Source organism: Streptomyces sp. CNQ085 (assembly GCF_022614595.1).
Classification (GTDB): Bacteria; Actinomycetota; Actinomycetes; order Streptomycetales; family Streptomycetaceae; genus Streptomyces.
This window is the reverse complement of record NZ_JAJFAU010000119.1, coordinates 1-15,740: the sequence shown is the minus strand read 5'-3', so window position 1 is coordinate 15,740 and position 15,740 is coordinate 1. Positions and strand designations below refer to the sequence as shown.

Annotated in this window: 14 protein-coding genes and 1 CRISPR repeat array; of the genes, 10 read left to right on the top strand and 4 right to left on the bottom strand. The window is 70.6% G+C overall.

What is annotated here, in order from left to right; genetic code table 11:
• Positions 1-133 precede the first annotated feature (133 nt).
• The gene (locus tag LJ221_RS18310) at positions 134-2,941 is read left to right on the top strand and encodes a CRISPR-associated endonuclease Cas3'' (protein WP_241717813.1); all 2,808 of its coding nucleotides are present in this window, start codon (positions 134-136) and stop codon (positions 2,939-2,941) included.
• Between the two features lie 135 nt (positions 2,942-3,076).
• On the opposite strand, the gene LJ221_RS18305 is transcribed toward LJ221_RS18310, so the two are convergent.
• A complete protein-coding gene (locus LJ221_RS18305) occupies positions 3,077-3,310 on the bottom strand; it encodes a hypothetical protein (RefSeq protein WP_241717812.1) in 234 nt (77 codons plus the stop codon).
• Positions 3,311-3,553: 243 nt separating this feature from the next.
• Here LJ221_RS18305 and casA point away from each other — a divergent pair, with 243 nt between their 5' ends.
• The 9 genes from casA (at position 3,554) to LJ221_RS18260 (ending at position 11,019) form a co-directional block, all read left to right on the top strand.
• Entirely contained in the window at positions 3,554-5,149 is a 1,596-nt protein-coding gene (casA, locus tag LJ221_RS18300) for a type I-E CRISPR-associated protein Cse1/CasA (RefSeq protein ID WP_241717811.1), read from the top strand.
• Between the two features lie 74 nt (positions 5,150-5,223).
• Positions 5,224-5,853, top strand: coding sequence for a type I-E CRISPR-associated protein Cse2/CasB (casB, locus tag LJ221_RS18295; RefSeq protein ID WP_241717810.1), 630 nt, complete (start codon positions 5,224-5,226; stop codon positions 5,851-5,853).
• Positions 5,850-6,977 (top strand): type I-E CRISPR-associated protein Cas7/Cse4/CasC, encoded by a 1,128-nt coding sequence (gene cas7e, locus LJ221_RS18290; protein ID WP_241717809.1) that lies wholly within the window; start codon positions 5,850-5,852, stop codon positions 6,975-6,977. Before casB ends, cas7e begins: the two co-directional genes overlap by 4 nt.
• Positions 6,974-7,765, top strand: coding sequence for a type I-E CRISPR-associated protein Cas5/CasD (gene cas5e / locus LJ221_RS18285; protein ID WP_241717808.1), 792 nt, complete (start codon positions 6,974-6,976; stop codon positions 7,763-7,765). The genes cas7e and cas5e overlap by 4 nt, the downstream gene beginning before the upstream one ends.
• Positions 7,762-8,412, top strand: coding sequence for a type I-E CRISPR-associated protein Cas6/Cse3/CasE (gene cas6e / locus LJ221_RS18280; RefSeq protein ID WP_241717807.1), 651 nt, complete (start codon positions 7,762-7,764; stop codon positions 8,410-8,412). The genes cas5e and cas6e overlap by 4 nt, the downstream gene beginning before the upstream one ends.
• A gap of 56 nt (positions 8,413-8,468) precedes the next feature.
• Positions 8,469-9,392, top strand: a complete 924-nt coding sequence (cas1e, locus tag LJ221_RS18275) for a type I-E CRISPR-associated endonuclease Cas1e (RefSeq protein WP_241717815.1) — start codon at positions 8,469-8,471, stop codon at positions 9,390-9,392.
• Positions 9,392-9,709, top strand: a complete 318-nt coding sequence (cas2e, locus tag LJ221_RS18270) for a type I-E CRISPR-associated endoribonuclease Cas2e (RefSeq protein WP_241717806.1) — start codon at positions 9,392-9,394, stop codon at positions 9,707-9,709. The genes cas1e and cas2e overlap by 1 nt, the downstream gene beginning before the upstream one ends.
• Before the next feature lie 17 nt (positions 9,710-9,726).
• Positions 9,727-10,365: a CRISPR direct-repeat array (repeat unit 29 nt; unit sequence GTCCTCCCCGCCGACGCGGGGGTGCTCCG).
• 34 nt (positions 10,366-10,399) lie between these two features.
• Positions 10,400-10,555, top strand: a complete 156-nt coding sequence (locus tag LJ221_RS18265) for a hypothetical protein (RefSeq protein ID WP_241717805.1) — start codon at positions 10,400-10,402, stop codon at positions 10,553-10,555.
• A gap of 152 nt (positions 10,556-10,707) precedes the next feature.
• The gene (locus LJ221_RS18260; protein WP_241717804.1) at positions 10,708-11,019 is read left to right on the top strand and encodes a hypothetical protein; all 312 of its coding nucleotides are present in this window, start codon (positions 10,708-10,710) and stop codon (positions 11,017-11,019) included.
• Positions 11,020-11,051: 32 nt separating this feature from the next.
• On the opposite strand, the gene LJ221_RS18255 is transcribed toward LJ221_RS18260, so the two are convergent.
• The 3 genes from LJ221_RS18255 to LJ221_RS18245 form a co-directional block, all read right to left on the bottom strand.
• The gene (locus tag LJ221_RS18255; protein ID WP_241717803.1) at positions 11,052-11,918 is read right to left on the bottom strand and encodes a D-isomer specific 2-hydroxyacid dehydrogenase family protein; all 867 of its coding nucleotides are present in this window, start codon (positions 11,916-11,918) and stop codon (positions 11,052-11,054) included.
• Between the two features lie 86 nt (positions 11,919-12,004).
• On the bottom strand, positions 12,005-14,773 hold the full coding sequence (locus tag LJ221_RS18250) for a Helicase associated domain protein (protein ID WP_308314814.1): 2,769 nt from the start codon (positions 14,771-14,773) through the stop codon (positions 12,005-12,007).
• A 160-nt stretch (positions 14,774-14,933) separates the two neighbouring features.
• Positions 14,934-15,356: a hypothetical protein gene (locus LJ221_RS18245; RefSeq protein ID WP_241717802.1), complete on the bottom strand. Its 423-nt coding sequence runs from the start codon at positions 15,354-15,356 to the stop codon at positions 14,934-14,936.
• Between the last annotated feature and the right edge of the window lie 384 nt (positions 15,357-15,740).

The following is a 15,740-nucleotide window of genomic DNA, read 5'->3' as shown; positions in this document are numbered from 1 at the left end:
AGAACCCTGGGAGCCGACAACATCGCCAAGACCACCCGCGCAATCCGCGACCAACCCGAACGAGCACTTCCACTCCTGGGCATCACCAACAACCCGGGAACCGAGGGAACTTGATCAAGCCCTGGATGAGTCGGTGTGGGGGAAGTCGCGGGGGTTGGATCCTGGTCTTCCGCCGTATCCGCTGGTCCGGCATCTTCTGGATACCGCGGCGATGGCGCTGCATCTGTGGGATGTCTTTCTGTCGGAGAACCAGCGGGTGCGGATCGCGGAGGGGATGGGGCTGTCGGGCGGGCTGGAGCGTGCCAGGGCGGTGGTGGGGTGGTGTGCCGGTCTGCATGATCTGGGCAAGGTGTCGGGGTTTCAGTTCTGTTCCCAGCGCGGTAGCCGGTATCTCGGTGCGGAGCTGGGCGGTGACCGGGTAGTGATGTGCGTGGAGCGGTTCGGGCATGACGTGGCCGGCGCGCAGGGCGTGGGAGAGGTGCTGGCGGGTCTGGGGCTGGCCGTCGGCGGGGAGGCGCGGGCTGCGGAGCGGCTGGCCGAGGTCGTCGGCGGGCATCACGGGCGTTTCCACCGCCTCGAGGACGGTATCGCTGCGGCGTTTCTCGGTGGGGCCGCCTGGGCGCGGCAGCGGATGGCGCACGCGGCTGCGGTGCACGGGGTGCTGGGGGCGCCGGCTGTACCGGGGGTGTTCAAGGCGCCGGCTGCGGTGCTGGTGACGGGGGTGGTCATCCTGGCGGACTGGCTGGTCAGCCAGGAGGACTATCTCAGGCGGCGGCAGCGGGGGCTGGAGCCGGTGCTGGCGGATCATTTCCGGCGTTCCCAGCGCGAGGCTGCCGGTCTGCTGGCCGGGGCCGGGCTGGCGCCGGTGGCGCTGGAACGCAAGGAGTTCGCGCAGGCGTACGGCATCCGGGGTGAGCCCAATCCGTTGCAGCGCTCGGTGATGGACGAGCTGCGTCAGGCGGTGGGCGAGGGGGGCCGTGGCGGGATCCTCTTGGTCACGGCGGCGCCAGGGGACGGCAAGAGTGAGACGGCTCTGGAGGCCGAACGGATCTTGTCCGAGGCCTTCGGCACGCAGGGGTATGCGTTTTTGTTGCCGACGATGGCCACCAGCGATCAGATGCACGGGCGGGTCGCGAAAGCGCTGATGCGTCAGTCCGGTGAGGACGCCGGGCTGACGCTGGTGCACAGTATGGCCTGGCTGAGCAGTGCCTACGCCGATGGGGACCTGGCGGCGCAGGGCGTGTTGACGTGTGACGGGGACGAGGTGGGGGAGGGCAGTGGCCGGGCGGAGGCGGACATGCGGCCGCAGCGGTGGCTGCGCGGGTCCAAGCGGCCGCTGCTGGCGCAGTTCGCGGTGGGCACGATCGACCAGGCCCTGATGGCGGTGCTGCCGGTGCGGCACAACGCGCTGCGGCTGCTGGCCCTGTCGGGCAAGACGTTCATCGTCGACGAGGCCCACGCCTATGACCCCTACATGCAGGTGCTGCTGGGCCGGTTGCTGAACTGGCTCGGGGCGTACGGCGTGCCGGTCGTGCTGTTGTCGGCGACGCTGCCGGCGTCGGTCAGCGACCGGCTGGTCAAGGAGTATCTGCAGGGCGCCGGTCACCCAACGCGCGCCCTGGGCAAGCGGACGTTCCCGGCCCCTTATCCGGGGTGGCTGTATGTGGACGGGGCGAGCGCGCAGTGCACGCAGATCTCCCAGCGGCGGCGTACTCAGCAGGCGGCCGAGCGCGGCATGGACCTGCGGGTGGGTGTCGAGCCGGTCGTCCACGGCGCCGGGGGCGGCGCCCGGACCCGGTTGGCGGTGCTCGAGCGGCTCCTGGATGCGGTGAGCGGAGCGGAGGGAGGCACCGCCCTGGTGGTGTGCAACACCGTGGGGGACGCGCAGGACACCTACCTCAGGCTCCGTGAACGGTTCGATGGGCGCTCCCACCGAGAGGGCGGAAGCGTGCAGCTGCTGCACGCCCGTTTCCCCGGCGACGTGCGTGAGGCCCGCACGCGGGAGGTCACCGAAGGGCTGGGCCGTACAGGCCCGCGTCCGCTGCGCCGGATCGTGGTGGCCACGCAGGTGGTCGAGCAGTCGCTTGATCTTGATGCCGACATCGTCATCAGCGATCTCGCTCCGCTGTCTTTGCTGCTGCAGCGGGCCGGGCGGTGCTGGCGGCACGAGAAGTACTGGGCCCGGCACGGCCACCCCGGCGGCCGCGGCCGCCCGGGGTGGGCGAGCGGGCCGCGCCTTGTGGTGCTCGACCCGATCGCGGAGGGCGGGAAGACGCCCCGGCAGTGGGGCGAGGTGTATTCCGAGCACCTTCTTTCCGTCACCTCCCGCACTCTCGCCGGGATCGCGGGCGGGACCGTCTCCGTCCCGGGCGATGTGCAAGCCCTGGTCGAAGCCGTGCACGGGGACAGCGAAGACTTCCACTGGGACACCCCGGGCGGCGGCGCTGCCGCGGCCTGGACGGCCCACAAGGGCAAGGAAATGGCGGAGCGCAGCATGGCCGGCCTCCTCGCCGTCCCGCGTGCGCGGAGCGTCTCGGCGCTGCATGACCTGCACAGCCTGCCCGGCGAGGAGGACGAGTGGGAGGTGTCCACCCGGCTCGGTGCCGACTCGGTGCGGCTGCTGTGCGCTTACGTGCACAAGGACGGCCGGTTGACTTTGGACGTGGAGGGGGAGCGGCCGCTTCCCCGGGCTGCGGCGGGCGGCACGATGCCGGTCCCGGCCGTGCGGGAGGTGATGCGCCGCACCATCCCGGTCCGCGCCGACTGGCTCAAGGACGCCGACCCCGACAGCATCGCCCCGCCGGAGTCGTGGACGCAGCACCCGATGCTCGCGGACCTGCGTGTCCTCCACCAGCTTGTGCAGGACGGCAGCGCGCAGGCGGTGAAGGTCGGCGGCACGACACTGCGGCTGGATGAGGATCTCGGGCTTGTCCGTAAGTGACCGCGTCCTGCCGGGTACCCCCGCATCGGCGGGGAAGGCACAGGGCTGAAGCAGCCTCCCTGCTCCTCGACTGAAACACCCCCGCGTCGGCGGGGAGCGGCCCCTGGAGAGAGCCGGGGGCCACGCCTTTGGAGGCTACTGGCACAGGCGGCGGTAGGCCTCGGCAGCCCCCAGCAGCAAGGTGCCGCACGATGCGACCGTTGCCGGGTCCGGACGCATGCCGATCACGATCACGATGACGGCCACCACAAGCACCCACGGTGCCGCGGCAGTCCACGGGGCGGGAAGGTCCGACTGCATGGTTCTCCTCATGGTCAGGCCGAGCAATTCCCTTGAGGGATCGGCGCGTTGGCGATGGTTGTAACCCATCTGGGACGGCGCAGGCAAGTCGATCTTCCTCTCCGAACACCCTCCCATGCCCTCCCTGGTCTTCGACCTTCTGTAAAAGGCTGCGCGCGTTGCTCAGGAGTGCTCTACTGGTGCCGCATCCGGCGGAAAACGGCTCCGCTGTCAGTGACGGCTGCTTGAATGCCCAGGCGACGCCAGAGCAGGGCTGCTGGGGGGGGCTTTGCCGTGCCGGTGCGCCATGGGTCCAGTGGGCTGCGGGAGGGGATGACGGTGAGTGGGGGATTCGACCTGCGGGTCGAGCCGTGGATTGCGGTGCGTCTGCTGACCGGGGAGCCGGCGTGCGTGGGCTTGTGCGAGCTGTTCAAGAGGGCGCACGAGATCGAGGATGTGGAGATCCCGGTACCGCCGGCCGCGGCGGGCTTGATGCGGATCCTGGCGCCGATCGCGGCGAGGATCGCCGCCGACGACGGGGAACGGCTCGATGACCCGGACATCGCAGAAGACATCGACGACTGGTTCGACCTGCGGGAGCGCGTCCTGCAAGCCGGCCGGTTCGATCCGCAGGCGGTGGACGCCTACTTCGGCCGCAAGGACCTGGCAGACCGGTTCGACCTGTTCCACCCCGAGCGGCCGTTCCTGCAGGATCCGCGGCTGCGCACGGAATGCGTGGACGCGAAGGGGGTGCCGAACCCGTCCGGAGTGAACAAGCTGGTGATGGGCCGGCCCACGGGAGTCAACGGGGCGGTGCTGTTCGGGCACTTCACCGACACCGCGCCCGTGCCGGTACCGGCAGCCGAGGCCGCCTGGCACCTGATCGCACAGCTGTACTACGGGCCGTCCGGACAGTGCACGCCCCGCCGGATCACCAGCGAGCGGGCGGGCAGCGGTGACGCGGCCCCGCTGCGCAAGTCCGTCTCCTACTTCTCGTGGGGCCCCGACCTGTTCACCACCCTGGTGCTGGCCGTACCGAGCCCGCAGAGCGAGGCCGACTGGGAGACGCAGGACGCGTGCCCGTGGGAGGAAGACCTCCACGCCCCCCTGGAGGCACTGCCGCCGATCACCTGGCCGGGCCGGATACTGACCGGCCGGTTCCGCCACGCCGCGCTGCTCGTACCCTCCCAGGACAACCGGACAGTGACGGACGCCTACCTCACCTGGTCCACGCACCAGCCGCCGCGGAAAGTACGCGACCCCTACCAGATCCTCGACCGGCGCCACGACGGCAACTTCCAGCCACGGGAAGCCGACGGGGCACGGGCTCTGTGGCGCGATCTGGACTCGCTGCTGCTGAAAGACAGCCGTCAAGACGCCCGGCGCCCTCCGGCCCTCGAGCACCTGCCCAGATGGCTGCTGCCGCGGCTGCGGGTGCGCGCCTACGGCTTCGACCAGGACGGCCAGCAAAAAGACAGCGTCTGGTTCAAAGCGACCAGTCCGCAGGTCCTGCGGTGGCAGGAAGAGAACGACCCGCAGATGGCCCATCACGTCAAACGCTGCCACACCGCTGCGGAGCGGGCCGGCGACCGGCTGGACCTCGCCGCGAAGATCGCCTGGAAGATCGCCACCGACAGCAGCGTCGACCCGTCCCCCAAAGCCAAGATCAAGCTGGACGCCCGCAAACCCGGCCCGTGGGCCTCTGCCGCGCTGACACAGTACTGGCCGACCGCGGAGACACAGTTCTGGCAGCTCACCAAGCCCGGCCACACCACAGACCGGGTCGACAGACCATTCGTCGAGGCAGCCCTCGCCGCTCTCGACGAGGCCATCGGCCAGGCCAACCGCGCGGACATCCGGGTGACGCGCGCCCGCCACCGCGCCCGCAGCCTCCTCCTCGCACTACTGCAGCCCTCCACCACTGACTGAACCCGCCCGGCCGGGCCCACGCCGACACACTCGGCGCTCCACCACCCCACCCTTCCCCGCACCAGGGACGTCTCATGACCGATTCCGCGCCGGCGGCACCTGCTCCGCCGACCTCCAAGCCCGACCGCGTCTCGGACCGGTTCGTCGCCTACGTACACCGCGTGTGCGCCTCCACGCAGGCCCGCGCCGCCCTGCGGCGCGGTCTCGGCCTGCCGGTGGAACGGTGCAACTACATGCACCGCTACCTGGTGCCGTGGCTGCGCGACCACGACGACCAGCACCAAGCCGGCGTCCGCAGGGCGTACTACGCCACCGCCTCGCTGATCGCCGCACGCCCCCGCTCGGCCCGCGACACCCCACCCGACGAGAACACACCCGCCTCCTGGTACGAGCGCCCCAACCTAGGCGCCTCGCTCGGCCAGGCCGTCGCCGAGGGCGCGATGAAGGCGAACTCCGCCGAAAGCGCCCTCCACCTCATGACCCGGCAGAGCAGCGACACCCTCCACCCAGGCCTGCCCGCCCTCACCCGCCAACTCCTGTCCGGCGGCATCACCGTCGACTGGGCGGTTCTCCTAGAAGACCTCGCCTGGTGGAACCGCAGCCGCGACCGCATCGCCACCCGCTGGCTGGAGAGCTACTTCCGCACCGCCGGCGGCACAACCGACCCCGCCCCCTCCGACTTTGCCGAGGAGAACAACCGATGACCCTCTACCTGGACCTGAGCGCCCTGCAGTCGGTGCCCGCCGCGAACCTGAACCGGGACGACCTCGGCTCCCCCAAGCAGGTCCGCTACGGCAACACCTCCCGCATCCGGGTCTCCAGCCAGTCCTGGAAGCGGACCATCCGGCTCGGCGTCGAACAGGACCTCGGAGAGAAGGCCGCCCGCACCCGCCTGGTGCCTACGAAGATGCAACACGCCCTGGAGAAGACCGGCTGGCCCACCGAGCTGGCCGCGTTCGCCGGATCGCAGGTCGCCGCGAGCGCCGGGAAGAAAGGCATCGGCACGGAAGCGGCCGGCCACACCTCGGTGCTGCTGTTCCTGCCGGAAGCGGCCATCGACGAACTGGCCGCCGTGTGCACCGAGCACCGCCAGGCCCTGGAGGCAGCCCAGGGCAAGAAGAAGCCCGGCCAGGTCCTGCCGCCCCAGCAGATCGAGGAGATCCTCAAGCGGCGCACCGCCTCCATCAGCCTGCTCGGCCGCATGCTGGCCGAACTGCCCGGCGCGAACGTGGACGGCGCCGCCCAGGTCGCCCACGCCTTCACCACGCACGCCGCCGAGCCGCAGCGCGACTACTTCACCGCCGTCGACGACTGGCTGGGCGAGGCCGACACCGGCAGCGGCCACCTCGACACCGCCGAGTTCAGCGCCGGCGTCTTCTACCGCTACGCCACCGTCAACATCGCCGACCTGCTGAAGAACCTGGAAGGCGACGTCGAGGCCGCCCGCACCGTCCTCACCTCCTTCGCCGAACACTTCCTCCTCTCCCTCCCCCAGGCCAAGAAAAACAGCACCGCCCCCCACACCGTCCCGGACCTGGCCTACCTCGCCGTACGCGAACACCGACCGCTCTCCCTGGCCGCGGCCTTCGAAACCCCCGTCACCGGCGACCAGCAAGGCGGCTTCTCCCACCCCTCCCGCCAGGCCCTGGCCACCTACGCCGGCAACATCAACCGCCTCACCGGCAACCGCAACCGCCGCTTCCACGGCCACACCGTCATCAACCCCGACGAGAAGTACACCGGGCTCGGCACCGCCCACGACTCCTTCGACCAGCTGATCGACGCCGCCGTCGAGGCCGCCGTGCCCGCCGGAAAGGACCAGCAGTGAGCGGGCTGCTGCTGCGCCTGGCCGGCCCCCTGCAGTCCTGGGGTGAACGATCCGCGTTCACCTCTGTACGGGACACCGCACCCTTCCCGACCCGCTCCGCACTGATCGGCATGTTCGCTGCGGCCGAGGGAATCGGCCGCAGCGAGGCAAACCCGGACCGCTACCAGGACCTGCGGCTCACCGTGCGCGTGGACCGGCCGGGCATCCGACTCGTCGACTACCACACCGTCGGCGGCGGATTCCCCAAAGACCGCACTGCCGCCACCAGCGGAGGCAGCAACAAAGGCGCCGCCGTCATCACCCGACGCCACTACCTGTCCGACGCGGTATTCGTTGTCGCCGTCACCGCAGCCGACGAGACCGTCGAACGCCTCGCCGATGCCCTGAGCCGCCCGCACTGGGCGCCCTACCTGGGCCGCCGTTCCTGCGTCCCCGACGAGCCGTTCCTGCTGCGCCGCCACGTCAGCGACCCCGAGGAAGAACTCCGCACCCGGGTACCGCTCAGCCGCACCGCACCACAAGCCAAGGACGGCGACGGCCAGGAAACCGAGACGATCGCCGTGGAATTCCTCTGGGAACAACCACCACCCCCCGGCCCCGGAGAGCCCGCACCGGCCGACGTCATCGAGGTGAACGACACACCGGTGAGCTTCGCCCAGCACGGCCGCAGCCACACCGGCCGCCGCCTGTACCGCACCCGGCTACCGGTACCCCGCTCCCTCGCAGGACCCCCACAGACTCTGATGCAGCGCCTGATCGACTACGCCCACCTCGAGGAAAGCGCATGAACGACCATCCGGTGATCGCCCGCATCCGCCTCAACCCCCACAGCCGCGCCGTGCAGCGCGACCTGCGCGACGCCACCCAGATGCACCGCACCGTCATGCGGATGGTTCCCGACAACCTCGGCGACGCCCCCCGACAGCAGACCGGCCTGCTGTACCGGGTAGACGAAACCGACACCTCCAGCACCCTCCTCGTCCAGGCCGCCCAACTCGATCCCGACCGGCTGCCCGCCGACTACGGCCAGGCCGACGTCAAAAGCCTCGCCCCCATGTTCACCGCCCTGCGCCCGGGACTCGGCATCCGCTACCGGATCGTCCTCAACCCCACCAAGCGGGAGCGGCTCTCCCTGGAAGAAAAAGGGAAACGAGGACGGATCGTGCCGCTCTCCGGCCCGGAAGCCGACGCATGGTGGCTCCGCCGGGCCACCTCGGCCGGACTCCACCTCCACGTACTCACCCCCACAAACCTGGCCCCGGTGCGCCCCCGCGACACCGACGCCCCACCCCTGCGCCACAGCCTCCTGCGCTACGACGGCACCGCCACCGTCACCGACCCCGAGGCCCTCACCAACGCCGTCCTCAGCGGCATCGGCCGCGGCAAACCCTACGGCGCCGGCCTGCTGAGCCTCGCCCCGGCGGCCTCGGCGTGAGCGCACCGAAACGGGGCGGCGACGCGCGCCGACGCCTCGCCGCCCCCACCCTCGCCATGCTCCCCCGCATCGCCGACTCCCTGTCGTTCCTGTACGCGGACATGGTCCGCATCGTCCAAGACGACACCGGCGTCTGCGCCCACATCCAAGCGAACGACAACCGCACCGACACCGTCTACATCCCCACCGCCGCCCTCTCCTGCCTACTCCTCGGCCCCGGCGTCTCCATCACCACCCGCGCCCTGACCACCCTGGCCCGCCACGGCACCAGCGTCGTATGCACCGGCTCCGGCGGCGTCCGCGCCTACGCCGGCATCCTCCCGGACTCCCTCACCACCCACTGGCTCGAACAGCAGGTCGCAGCCTGGTCAGACCCCGACCGGCGACTGGACGTCGCCATCCGCATGTACGGCATGCGCTTCGGCGACGAAGAAGTCCCCGACAACATCACCCTGAAGCAACTGCGAGGAATGGAGGGACAACGCATGAAAGCCCTCTACAAGATCCTCGCTCAGCAACACGGCATCGGCCGGTTCCGCCGCAACTACCACCCCGACCAATGGCACGCCCAAGACCCCGTCAACCTCGCCCTATCCGCCGCCAACACCTGCCTCTACGGCATCGTGCACGCGGCCCTACTGGCCCTCGGCCTCTCCCCAGCCCTCGGCTTCGTCCACGCCGGCACACAACACGCCTTCGTCTACGACATCGCCGACCTCTACAAAGCGGAGACGACCCTGCCCGTCGCCTTCGCCCTCCACCAGTCCTCCAACCCCGAACAGGAAGCCCGCCGACGCTTCCGCGAGGAACTCCGACTCCTACGCCTGCTCCCACGCGTCGTGCGCGATGTCCAAACCCTCCTCACACCAGACACCGACACAGAACGCTCGGAACGAAACGACATCGACATGGTCCACCTGTGGGACCCCAAGGCCGGTGCCCTCCCCGCCGGCGTCAACTACGCCTCGGGCGGCGACTGATGCCATCCCTACTCGTCATCGCCACGACCGCAGTCCCCGACCACCTGCGCGGAGCACTCAGCCGCTGGACCAGCGAAGTCGTCCCAGGCATCTTCGTCGGCACAGTCTCCGCCCGCGTCCGCGACCAACTCTGGGACGCCGTCACCGAAACGGTCGGCGACGGCGCAGCCCTCCTGGTCCACCCCGCCGACACAGAACAGGGCTACGCCATCCGCACCGCCGGCACCCGCCGCCGGGTTCCGATGGACTTCGACGGCCTGACCCTCATCCGCATGAGAGGCGCTCCTCAGGCAAAGGAAAAGCAAAGCCCTCCGTAAGCTGCAGGTCAGGAAGTGTCCTCCCCGCCGACGCGGGGGTGCTCCGCGGGATGCGATGACGGCGGCCCGTGAGGCGGCGTCCTCCCCGCCGACGCGGGGGTGCTCCGCGGGATGCGATGACGGCGGCCCGTGAGGCGGCGTCCTCCCCGCCGACGCGGGGGTGCTCCGTACATGTCATTCCGTCACTACGACACTCCTCGGTCCTCCCCGCCGACGCGGGGGTGCTCCGTTCGATCATGACCGCGTCTCCTTCGCTGGTTTGTCCTCCCCGCCGACGCGGGGGTGCTCCGAGGCGACGCTCGCGATCGTGTGGCGCGACGGCGTCCTCCCCGCCGACGCGGGGGTGCTCCGCTCAAGGTCGTCGTGTTGGCTGCGGGGTTCTCGTCCTCCCCGCCGACGCGGGGGTGCTCCGATGACCAGGTCGACCTTCTTGGCGATTAGGTCGTCCTCCCCGCCGACGCGGGGGTGCTCCGTACAGCATCACGACAGTTCCCTCGACGTGGGCGTCCTCCCCGCCGACGCGGGGGTGCTCCGCTGCACGGCGGCCCGCTGGACGGTGAGCGCCTGTCCTCCCCGCCGACGCGGGGGTGCTCCGACGGCGCCGGCCGGATCGTGGGCGAGGACCAGGTCCTCCCCGCCGACGCCGTGCGCAAACTGATCGAGGTCCGCGGCCCGGTGGGGACGGCCGACGTGGTCACTGTCCTCGCCAGCCAAGTCGCCTCGCTGCTGGCTGCGAACGCCGGACCCGACGGCGATCCGGAGGCCCTGTTCGACACGATGATCCGCGCGCAGATCGACATGGTCCGCAGGATGAATGCGATCGAGAAGGAACGAGCCGACGGCTGACCGGCCGGTCAACGCCCATCGTGACCGCGATCTGGGCAACGAGCTCTCAGCCACGGCGATCGGGAACACGGACGGCCTGCGGTCCAAGGAGATGTACAACTGCAGTACCGACGTGCACGCTGGCGTGTCCCGTTCGAGCGAAGGACTGAGCTGTGCCCGACCGACCTGAAATCGTCTGCATCTGCGGCTCTATCCGGTTCGTGAACGAGATGCGTGCGGTGAATCGCGATCTGACCCTCGCCGGGGTCATTGTTGTCGCGCCAGGCGAAGCAGACGAGTTGATCACCGACAAGCAGAAGAAGGCGCTGGCCGCCCTCCACCTACGCAAGATCGACCTGGCAGACCGGGTTCTGGTCGTCAACCCTGGCGGGTACATCGGCGAGTCCACGAGCAGGGAAATCGACTATGCCCACGCCACCGGCAAGCCGGTTTCGTTCACCGATCGTGCCCCCGCTGCAACGTAGTTCGCCGGGGAGCAGCCCAAGATCCCTGCGGCCTACGCGCACACCAGTGCGATGCCGCAGCTCAGAACCCCCGGGCATCGCACCTCAGTGCGTGTAGGCCCTGGGAGCGGTGCCGCTGGCCCCGGACAGCGAAGGACCCCGGGCCGCATCAGCGCCAGTTCAGCTCGGCCGATCACCCCGCGGGTTTGTTCGGTGAGCGGGAGATGTACCGACACCACGTCACTGGTGGCCAGAAGGCACTTGAGGGACGCGACCTGGCGCACCGCCGGCTCCGCCGAGGCCGGGCGGCGGGAGAAGCCCTGGACGGTCATGCCCAGGGCGGCTGCCCGGCGGGCCAGGGCTGATCCGATCCGCCTCAGTCCGGCGATGTCCAGGGTCAGTTCCGGCAGCTCGGTCGCGGGAGCGGCCGGGGTGCTCCAGCGGCCGTCGTGCGCGGCCTCGTTGTGTGCCGCCAGGTTCCGGGCCAGGGCGAACTCCGCGACCGCGTTCGCGTTGGAGCCCGGGGTGTGGGTGACCGCCACGCCGTGGCGGTCGGCGGCGGCCAGGTCCACGTGGTCGGTGCCCGCCCCGGCCCGCCCGATCACCCTGAGCCGGTTGGCCAGTGCCGGGCCGGTCGCCGCCGCCAGGAAGGCGGCGCGCAGCGGGACACCGGCCCGGGACTTGAGTGCGTGGTAACCGAGTCCGCCGCGGACGGTCTCGGCGACAAGCGCCGGCTCGTCGAAGGCGTCGAAGTCGGCGAAGGCCACCCGGCCCGCCCACGCCGCCCGCACGCCCGCCGGGTCGGTCACCCGCCGGAGGTTCAGGGTGACGGCCAGACCGTGCCCGAGCAGACGCTCCAGCTCACGGTCGAGTAGCTTGTCGGGAGCCGCGTCCAGCAGCAGCACTCGCATCCGCCCCATGGTCTCCCCTCCCGGCGGGTGGACCGTACACGGCCCCGGCGGCCGACGGCGAGAGCCCCGGCCCCTGTACCGGCTGGCAGAGACTCCTACAGCACTCCCAGTTCTTCGAGCGTGGCAGCGCGTTCGGTGTCCAGCTTGTCTCGTCGTTGGTGTTGGTTGTTGATCCATACTCCGAGCCGGATGGGGTGTTCCTGCCCGGTCTGGTCGTGGATGGTTTCGGTCCATTTGCGGGGCACCCGCGTGTGTCCTTCGCGTGCCTGGTACTGGCGCAGCGCGGCCAGTGCGCGGTCCCAGGCAGAAGCGCCGGCGGGCACCACCACTGTCCCCGCCGCCTGGTCTCCGGTACCGGCTTCACGACCCGGCGCTACCGCGGTCGGATGAACGCCCAGCGCCTCCAGGCGCTCGCGCTGCCCGTCGGTCAGCTGCTCCCACTGGGTGCGCTGCCGGGCCAGCCACAGTCCGACGTCCTCCCCGCCGACGGTGACGCCGGGCCGGATCTCCTCAAGGGAGGCGCCGCCGTCGATGCAGGCCCGCACGGCCGCGTACTGCCGCTGCCAGTCGACGGTCCAGCCCTTCTCCGCGGGGTTCCAGTCCGGGTCGATCTGGGCCAGCCGGGCGGCCCGCTCGGCCGCGCGTTCCGGGTCTTTGCCCAGCCCTTGGGGGCGGCGGCAGTTGGTGAGCCACTGTCCGATGGGCCGGCCTTCGGCCACGGCCTTCCGGGGTGCGCACAGCGTTCCGTGGACGGCGAAGTAGGCGCGGGCGGCGGCGAGGTTTTCCTCGAAGGCGGCGTCGGGCACCGACCACACCATGCCGGCTTCCTCCAGCAGCTCGATCCGCCATGTCGCCAGGGTCCCGGCGCGGTAGGCGCGGCGTTGTTCGCTGATCCATTGCCCGAGGGGGAAGGTGCCGACGCGGGCGTCCAGCGGCACCGCTACCGGCCTGGCCGCACGCCCCGCACCACCGCCCTGCTCCTGCTCCTGGCTCTCGTGCTCGCCGCCGTGCTTCTCGGGCTCGTGGTCCTGGTCCCTGTCCCCGTGCTCGTTCTGTTGTTGGTGCCAGGTGCGTAGGGTGTTGAGGCCGGTGAGCCAGAGGTGGGTTTCGGGTCGGATGACGCGGGTGCGGACGAACTGTGCGATCAGCGCAGGGTCGCGGGGGGTGGCGAATCGCAGCAGCGGCATCTCCTCTGGCTCCGCACCACCTTCACCGCTGCTGTCTCCGCCGCCACCACCGCCGCTGCCGTGTGCGGGGTCGAGGTCGGTGACGGAGGCGGGCCGGCCGCGGCTGGGCGCGGACGCAACTGCGAGTTGCTCGACGAGTTTCTCGGAGTGGCTGCGCAGCCCCTGCAGAACGGCCACCAGCGGCTTGTACGAGGCGGAAGCCAGCATGTCGTCCGGCGCTTCACCCGGCTCCAGGAAGACCGGCACCACCAGTCGTGCGACCTTGCCCTGGCCGGGTTTCTGGCGCAGGGCCCGGCCGACGGCTTGGACGATGTCGACGGCCGAGCCGCGTACGTCGGCGAAGAGGACGCCGTCGACACCACGCCTGCCGGTGATGTCGATGCCTTCGCCCAGGACGCGCACGTTGGCCAGCACGGCCAGTTCGGTCTCCCACCCCTGCTCATCGACGCCGTCGGCGAACCTGCCCAGCACGGCCCGGCGGTGGGCGGGCTCGTGTTCTCCGCACAGCCAGTCGGCCCATATCCGCCGCGGGTAGGTGGCGGGGTCCTCCTGGTGCAGCCGCGCGGCGGTGCCCGGCAGAGCTCGCGCGAAGGCGAGGGCTTCTATGGTGCGGTGGTGGAAGCTGATCAGTGACCGTACCCCGGTGGCGGCCGCGTGCTTGACCAGCGCGGCCTGCAGGGCGGCGAGGCGCCGGCCGCGCCGCTCCTCCTCGCTCCCGCCCGCGCCCAGGTCGTGTGGGCGGATCTCGAGGACGTCGATCTCGAACCGCGCCAGGACACCCCGGTCGATCGCCTCGGTGAGGGAGAACGTGAAGACGTGCGGCCCGTACAGCCGCTTGTCGTCCATGCTCGCGACCAGCTGTCCGGGGATAGCCGGGGCGGCCTCCGAGCGGCCCTCTGCTGCCTTTCCTGTGCCGCTCGGGGCTGCGGTCTCCTGCGCCCTGTTCCCGCCCTCTGCGGCTTCCTGGGCCCTGTTTCCGTCCTCTGTGGCCTTTGCCTCGCTTTCTTCCTCACCTGGGCGCCCCAGGCGTCCGGTGGTGGCTGGTTGCCAGATGCGGGGTGTGGCGGTGAGGTACAGCCGCCGTGTGGCCGGGATCCGCCTGTTGTCGTGGATCGCCGCCCAGGGCTTGGCCAGATCCCCGGAGGTGCGGTGTGCCTCATCCACCACGGCCAGCCCGAACGGCGCCAACTTCTGCCCGTAGACGCCTTGGAAAGCGGCCTCCAGCGGCCCCGGCGCCTCCACCACCGCCCCGTCCGGGTCGATGTCCTGGCGGGGCGTGAGGGAGGCGTAGGTGGCGAACACGGTCACCGGTCCCGACCCCGCCCACAGGGCGAGCCGGATCGGGTTGGTGGTGCACCGCACCCCCATCGTCTCCAGGGCGGTGTCTCCTTCCAGGGAGCACACCGCGACGGCGGGGCCGGTGTGGCCGGCCTTCCGCCACGCCTGGACCGTCTGTGTCAGCAGGTCCAGGGTGGGCACCATGACCAGCACCCGCCCCCGCGGCTCCAGCCTCCGTGCGGCCTCGGCGGCGATCAGCGTCTTGCCCGCTCCGGTGGCGGCCACTGCTGTGGCTCGCAACCCCTCCGCCGGCACCTCGCGTCCTGCACGGTATTCCAGCGCCCGGATAATCGTGTCCACCGCTTCCATCTGATGCGGCCGAAGCTTGATGCCCGCCACGAAACTCCCTCCCGTCTTTTTCTTTTTCCCTTGATGCGGTCTGCGCTTTTCCGTGTCCGGAGTATGACGCGAATGAATTCTTCGAAAGAACAGGCTTTAATTTCTGTCAGGTCACCTCTCGGCGTCACTTGCGGTGAACGGCGTCACCTGGATCAGTCCCTCACTGGTGGTGCGGGCGCGCTCGGCGAGCAGGCCGACCAGGCGGCTGCGGGGTGACGCCCTGGGCGGCGGCATAGGCCCGCAGCCGCCGGGAGGTCTCCGCATCCAGCGGGAAGTCCAGTCTCAGCTCGCCGGCACGGTCTTGCCGGGCCTGCGCCCGGCGCTCCCGCTCGGCCTCCTCCCCTCGGGCCCGCTCCAGGCGAGCGGCCTGCTCCTCGCGCGCCCACCGCACCGCCGTGGGATCACGCTCCGGGTCGTAGACCTCCAGCCCCTCTTCTCCCATGACGTATCCGATGCGGCGCCATTCGGTGTGCTCGGCCACCGCGATACCGATAGCGCGGGCATCCTCGTCACTCTCGCAGACCTTCGAGCGAATCCGCTCCCGCATACATGCCTCGTCCGTGGCCTTTTCGATCTGTTCCACCGTCAGGCCCGTCGCCCTGCACCGGACCGCTGCGCGTGCGCAGGTTTTCGGTCCCTCCCACTCGTCGTGCACGGGCCGTTCCTCGCTTTCCGGGGGTGGTGTGTTTTCCCAGACTCTACACACTGATGCATCCCCACGCATCGGGAACCCGCCAACCAACCCTCCCCGCCTCCTCGCCCTGTGACTGCCCGTCACCCTCCCCACCCCCCTCCTTCCCGTAGCCAGCCCGGCCCGCGCAGCGGGCCCAACCCTCGCCCTCCACTCACCTGCTGACGGCCACCCACCCCCGGCCCCCGCGCGGGTGGGTGCCGGGGGTGGAGCGCAGCGGAACCCCTTCGGCCCGCAGCGCGGGCCGCTCTCGGCCGCCGGGAAGCGCAGCGGCGG

Bases quoted from the DNA above. Each gene is read 5' to 3' on its own strand.
- cas6e (WP_241717807.1), top strand. From the start codon at position 7,762: ATGAACGACCATCCGGTGATCGCCCGCATCCGCCTCAACCCCCACAGC.
- LJ221_RS18305 (WP_241717812.1), bottom strand. From the start codon at position 3,310: ATGGGTTACAACCATCGCCAACGCGCCGATCCCTCAAGGGAATTGCTC.
- LJ221_RS18255 (WP_241717803.1), bottom strand. From the start codon at position 11,918: ATGGGGCGGATGCGAGTGCTGCTGCTGGACGCGGCTCCCGACAAGCTA.
- casB (WP_241717810.1), top strand. From the start codon at position 5,224: ATGACCGATTCCGCGCCGGCGGCACCTGCTCCGCCGACCTCCAAGCCC.
- cas1e (WP_241717815.1), top strand. From the start codon at position 8,469: ATGCTCCCCCGCATCGCCGACTCCCTGTCGTTCCTGTACGCGGACATG.
- cas7e (WP_241717809.1), top strand. From the start codon at position 5,850: ATGACCCTCTACCTGGACCTGAGCGCCCTGCAGTCGGTGCCCGCCGCG.
- casA (WP_241717811.1), top strand. From the start codon at position 3,554: ATGACGGTGAGTGGGGGATTCGACCTGCGGGTCGAGCCGTGGATTGCG.
- cas2e (WP_241717806.1), top strand. From the start codon at position 9,392: ATGCCATCCCTACTCGTCATCGCCACGACCGCAGTCCCCGACCACCTG.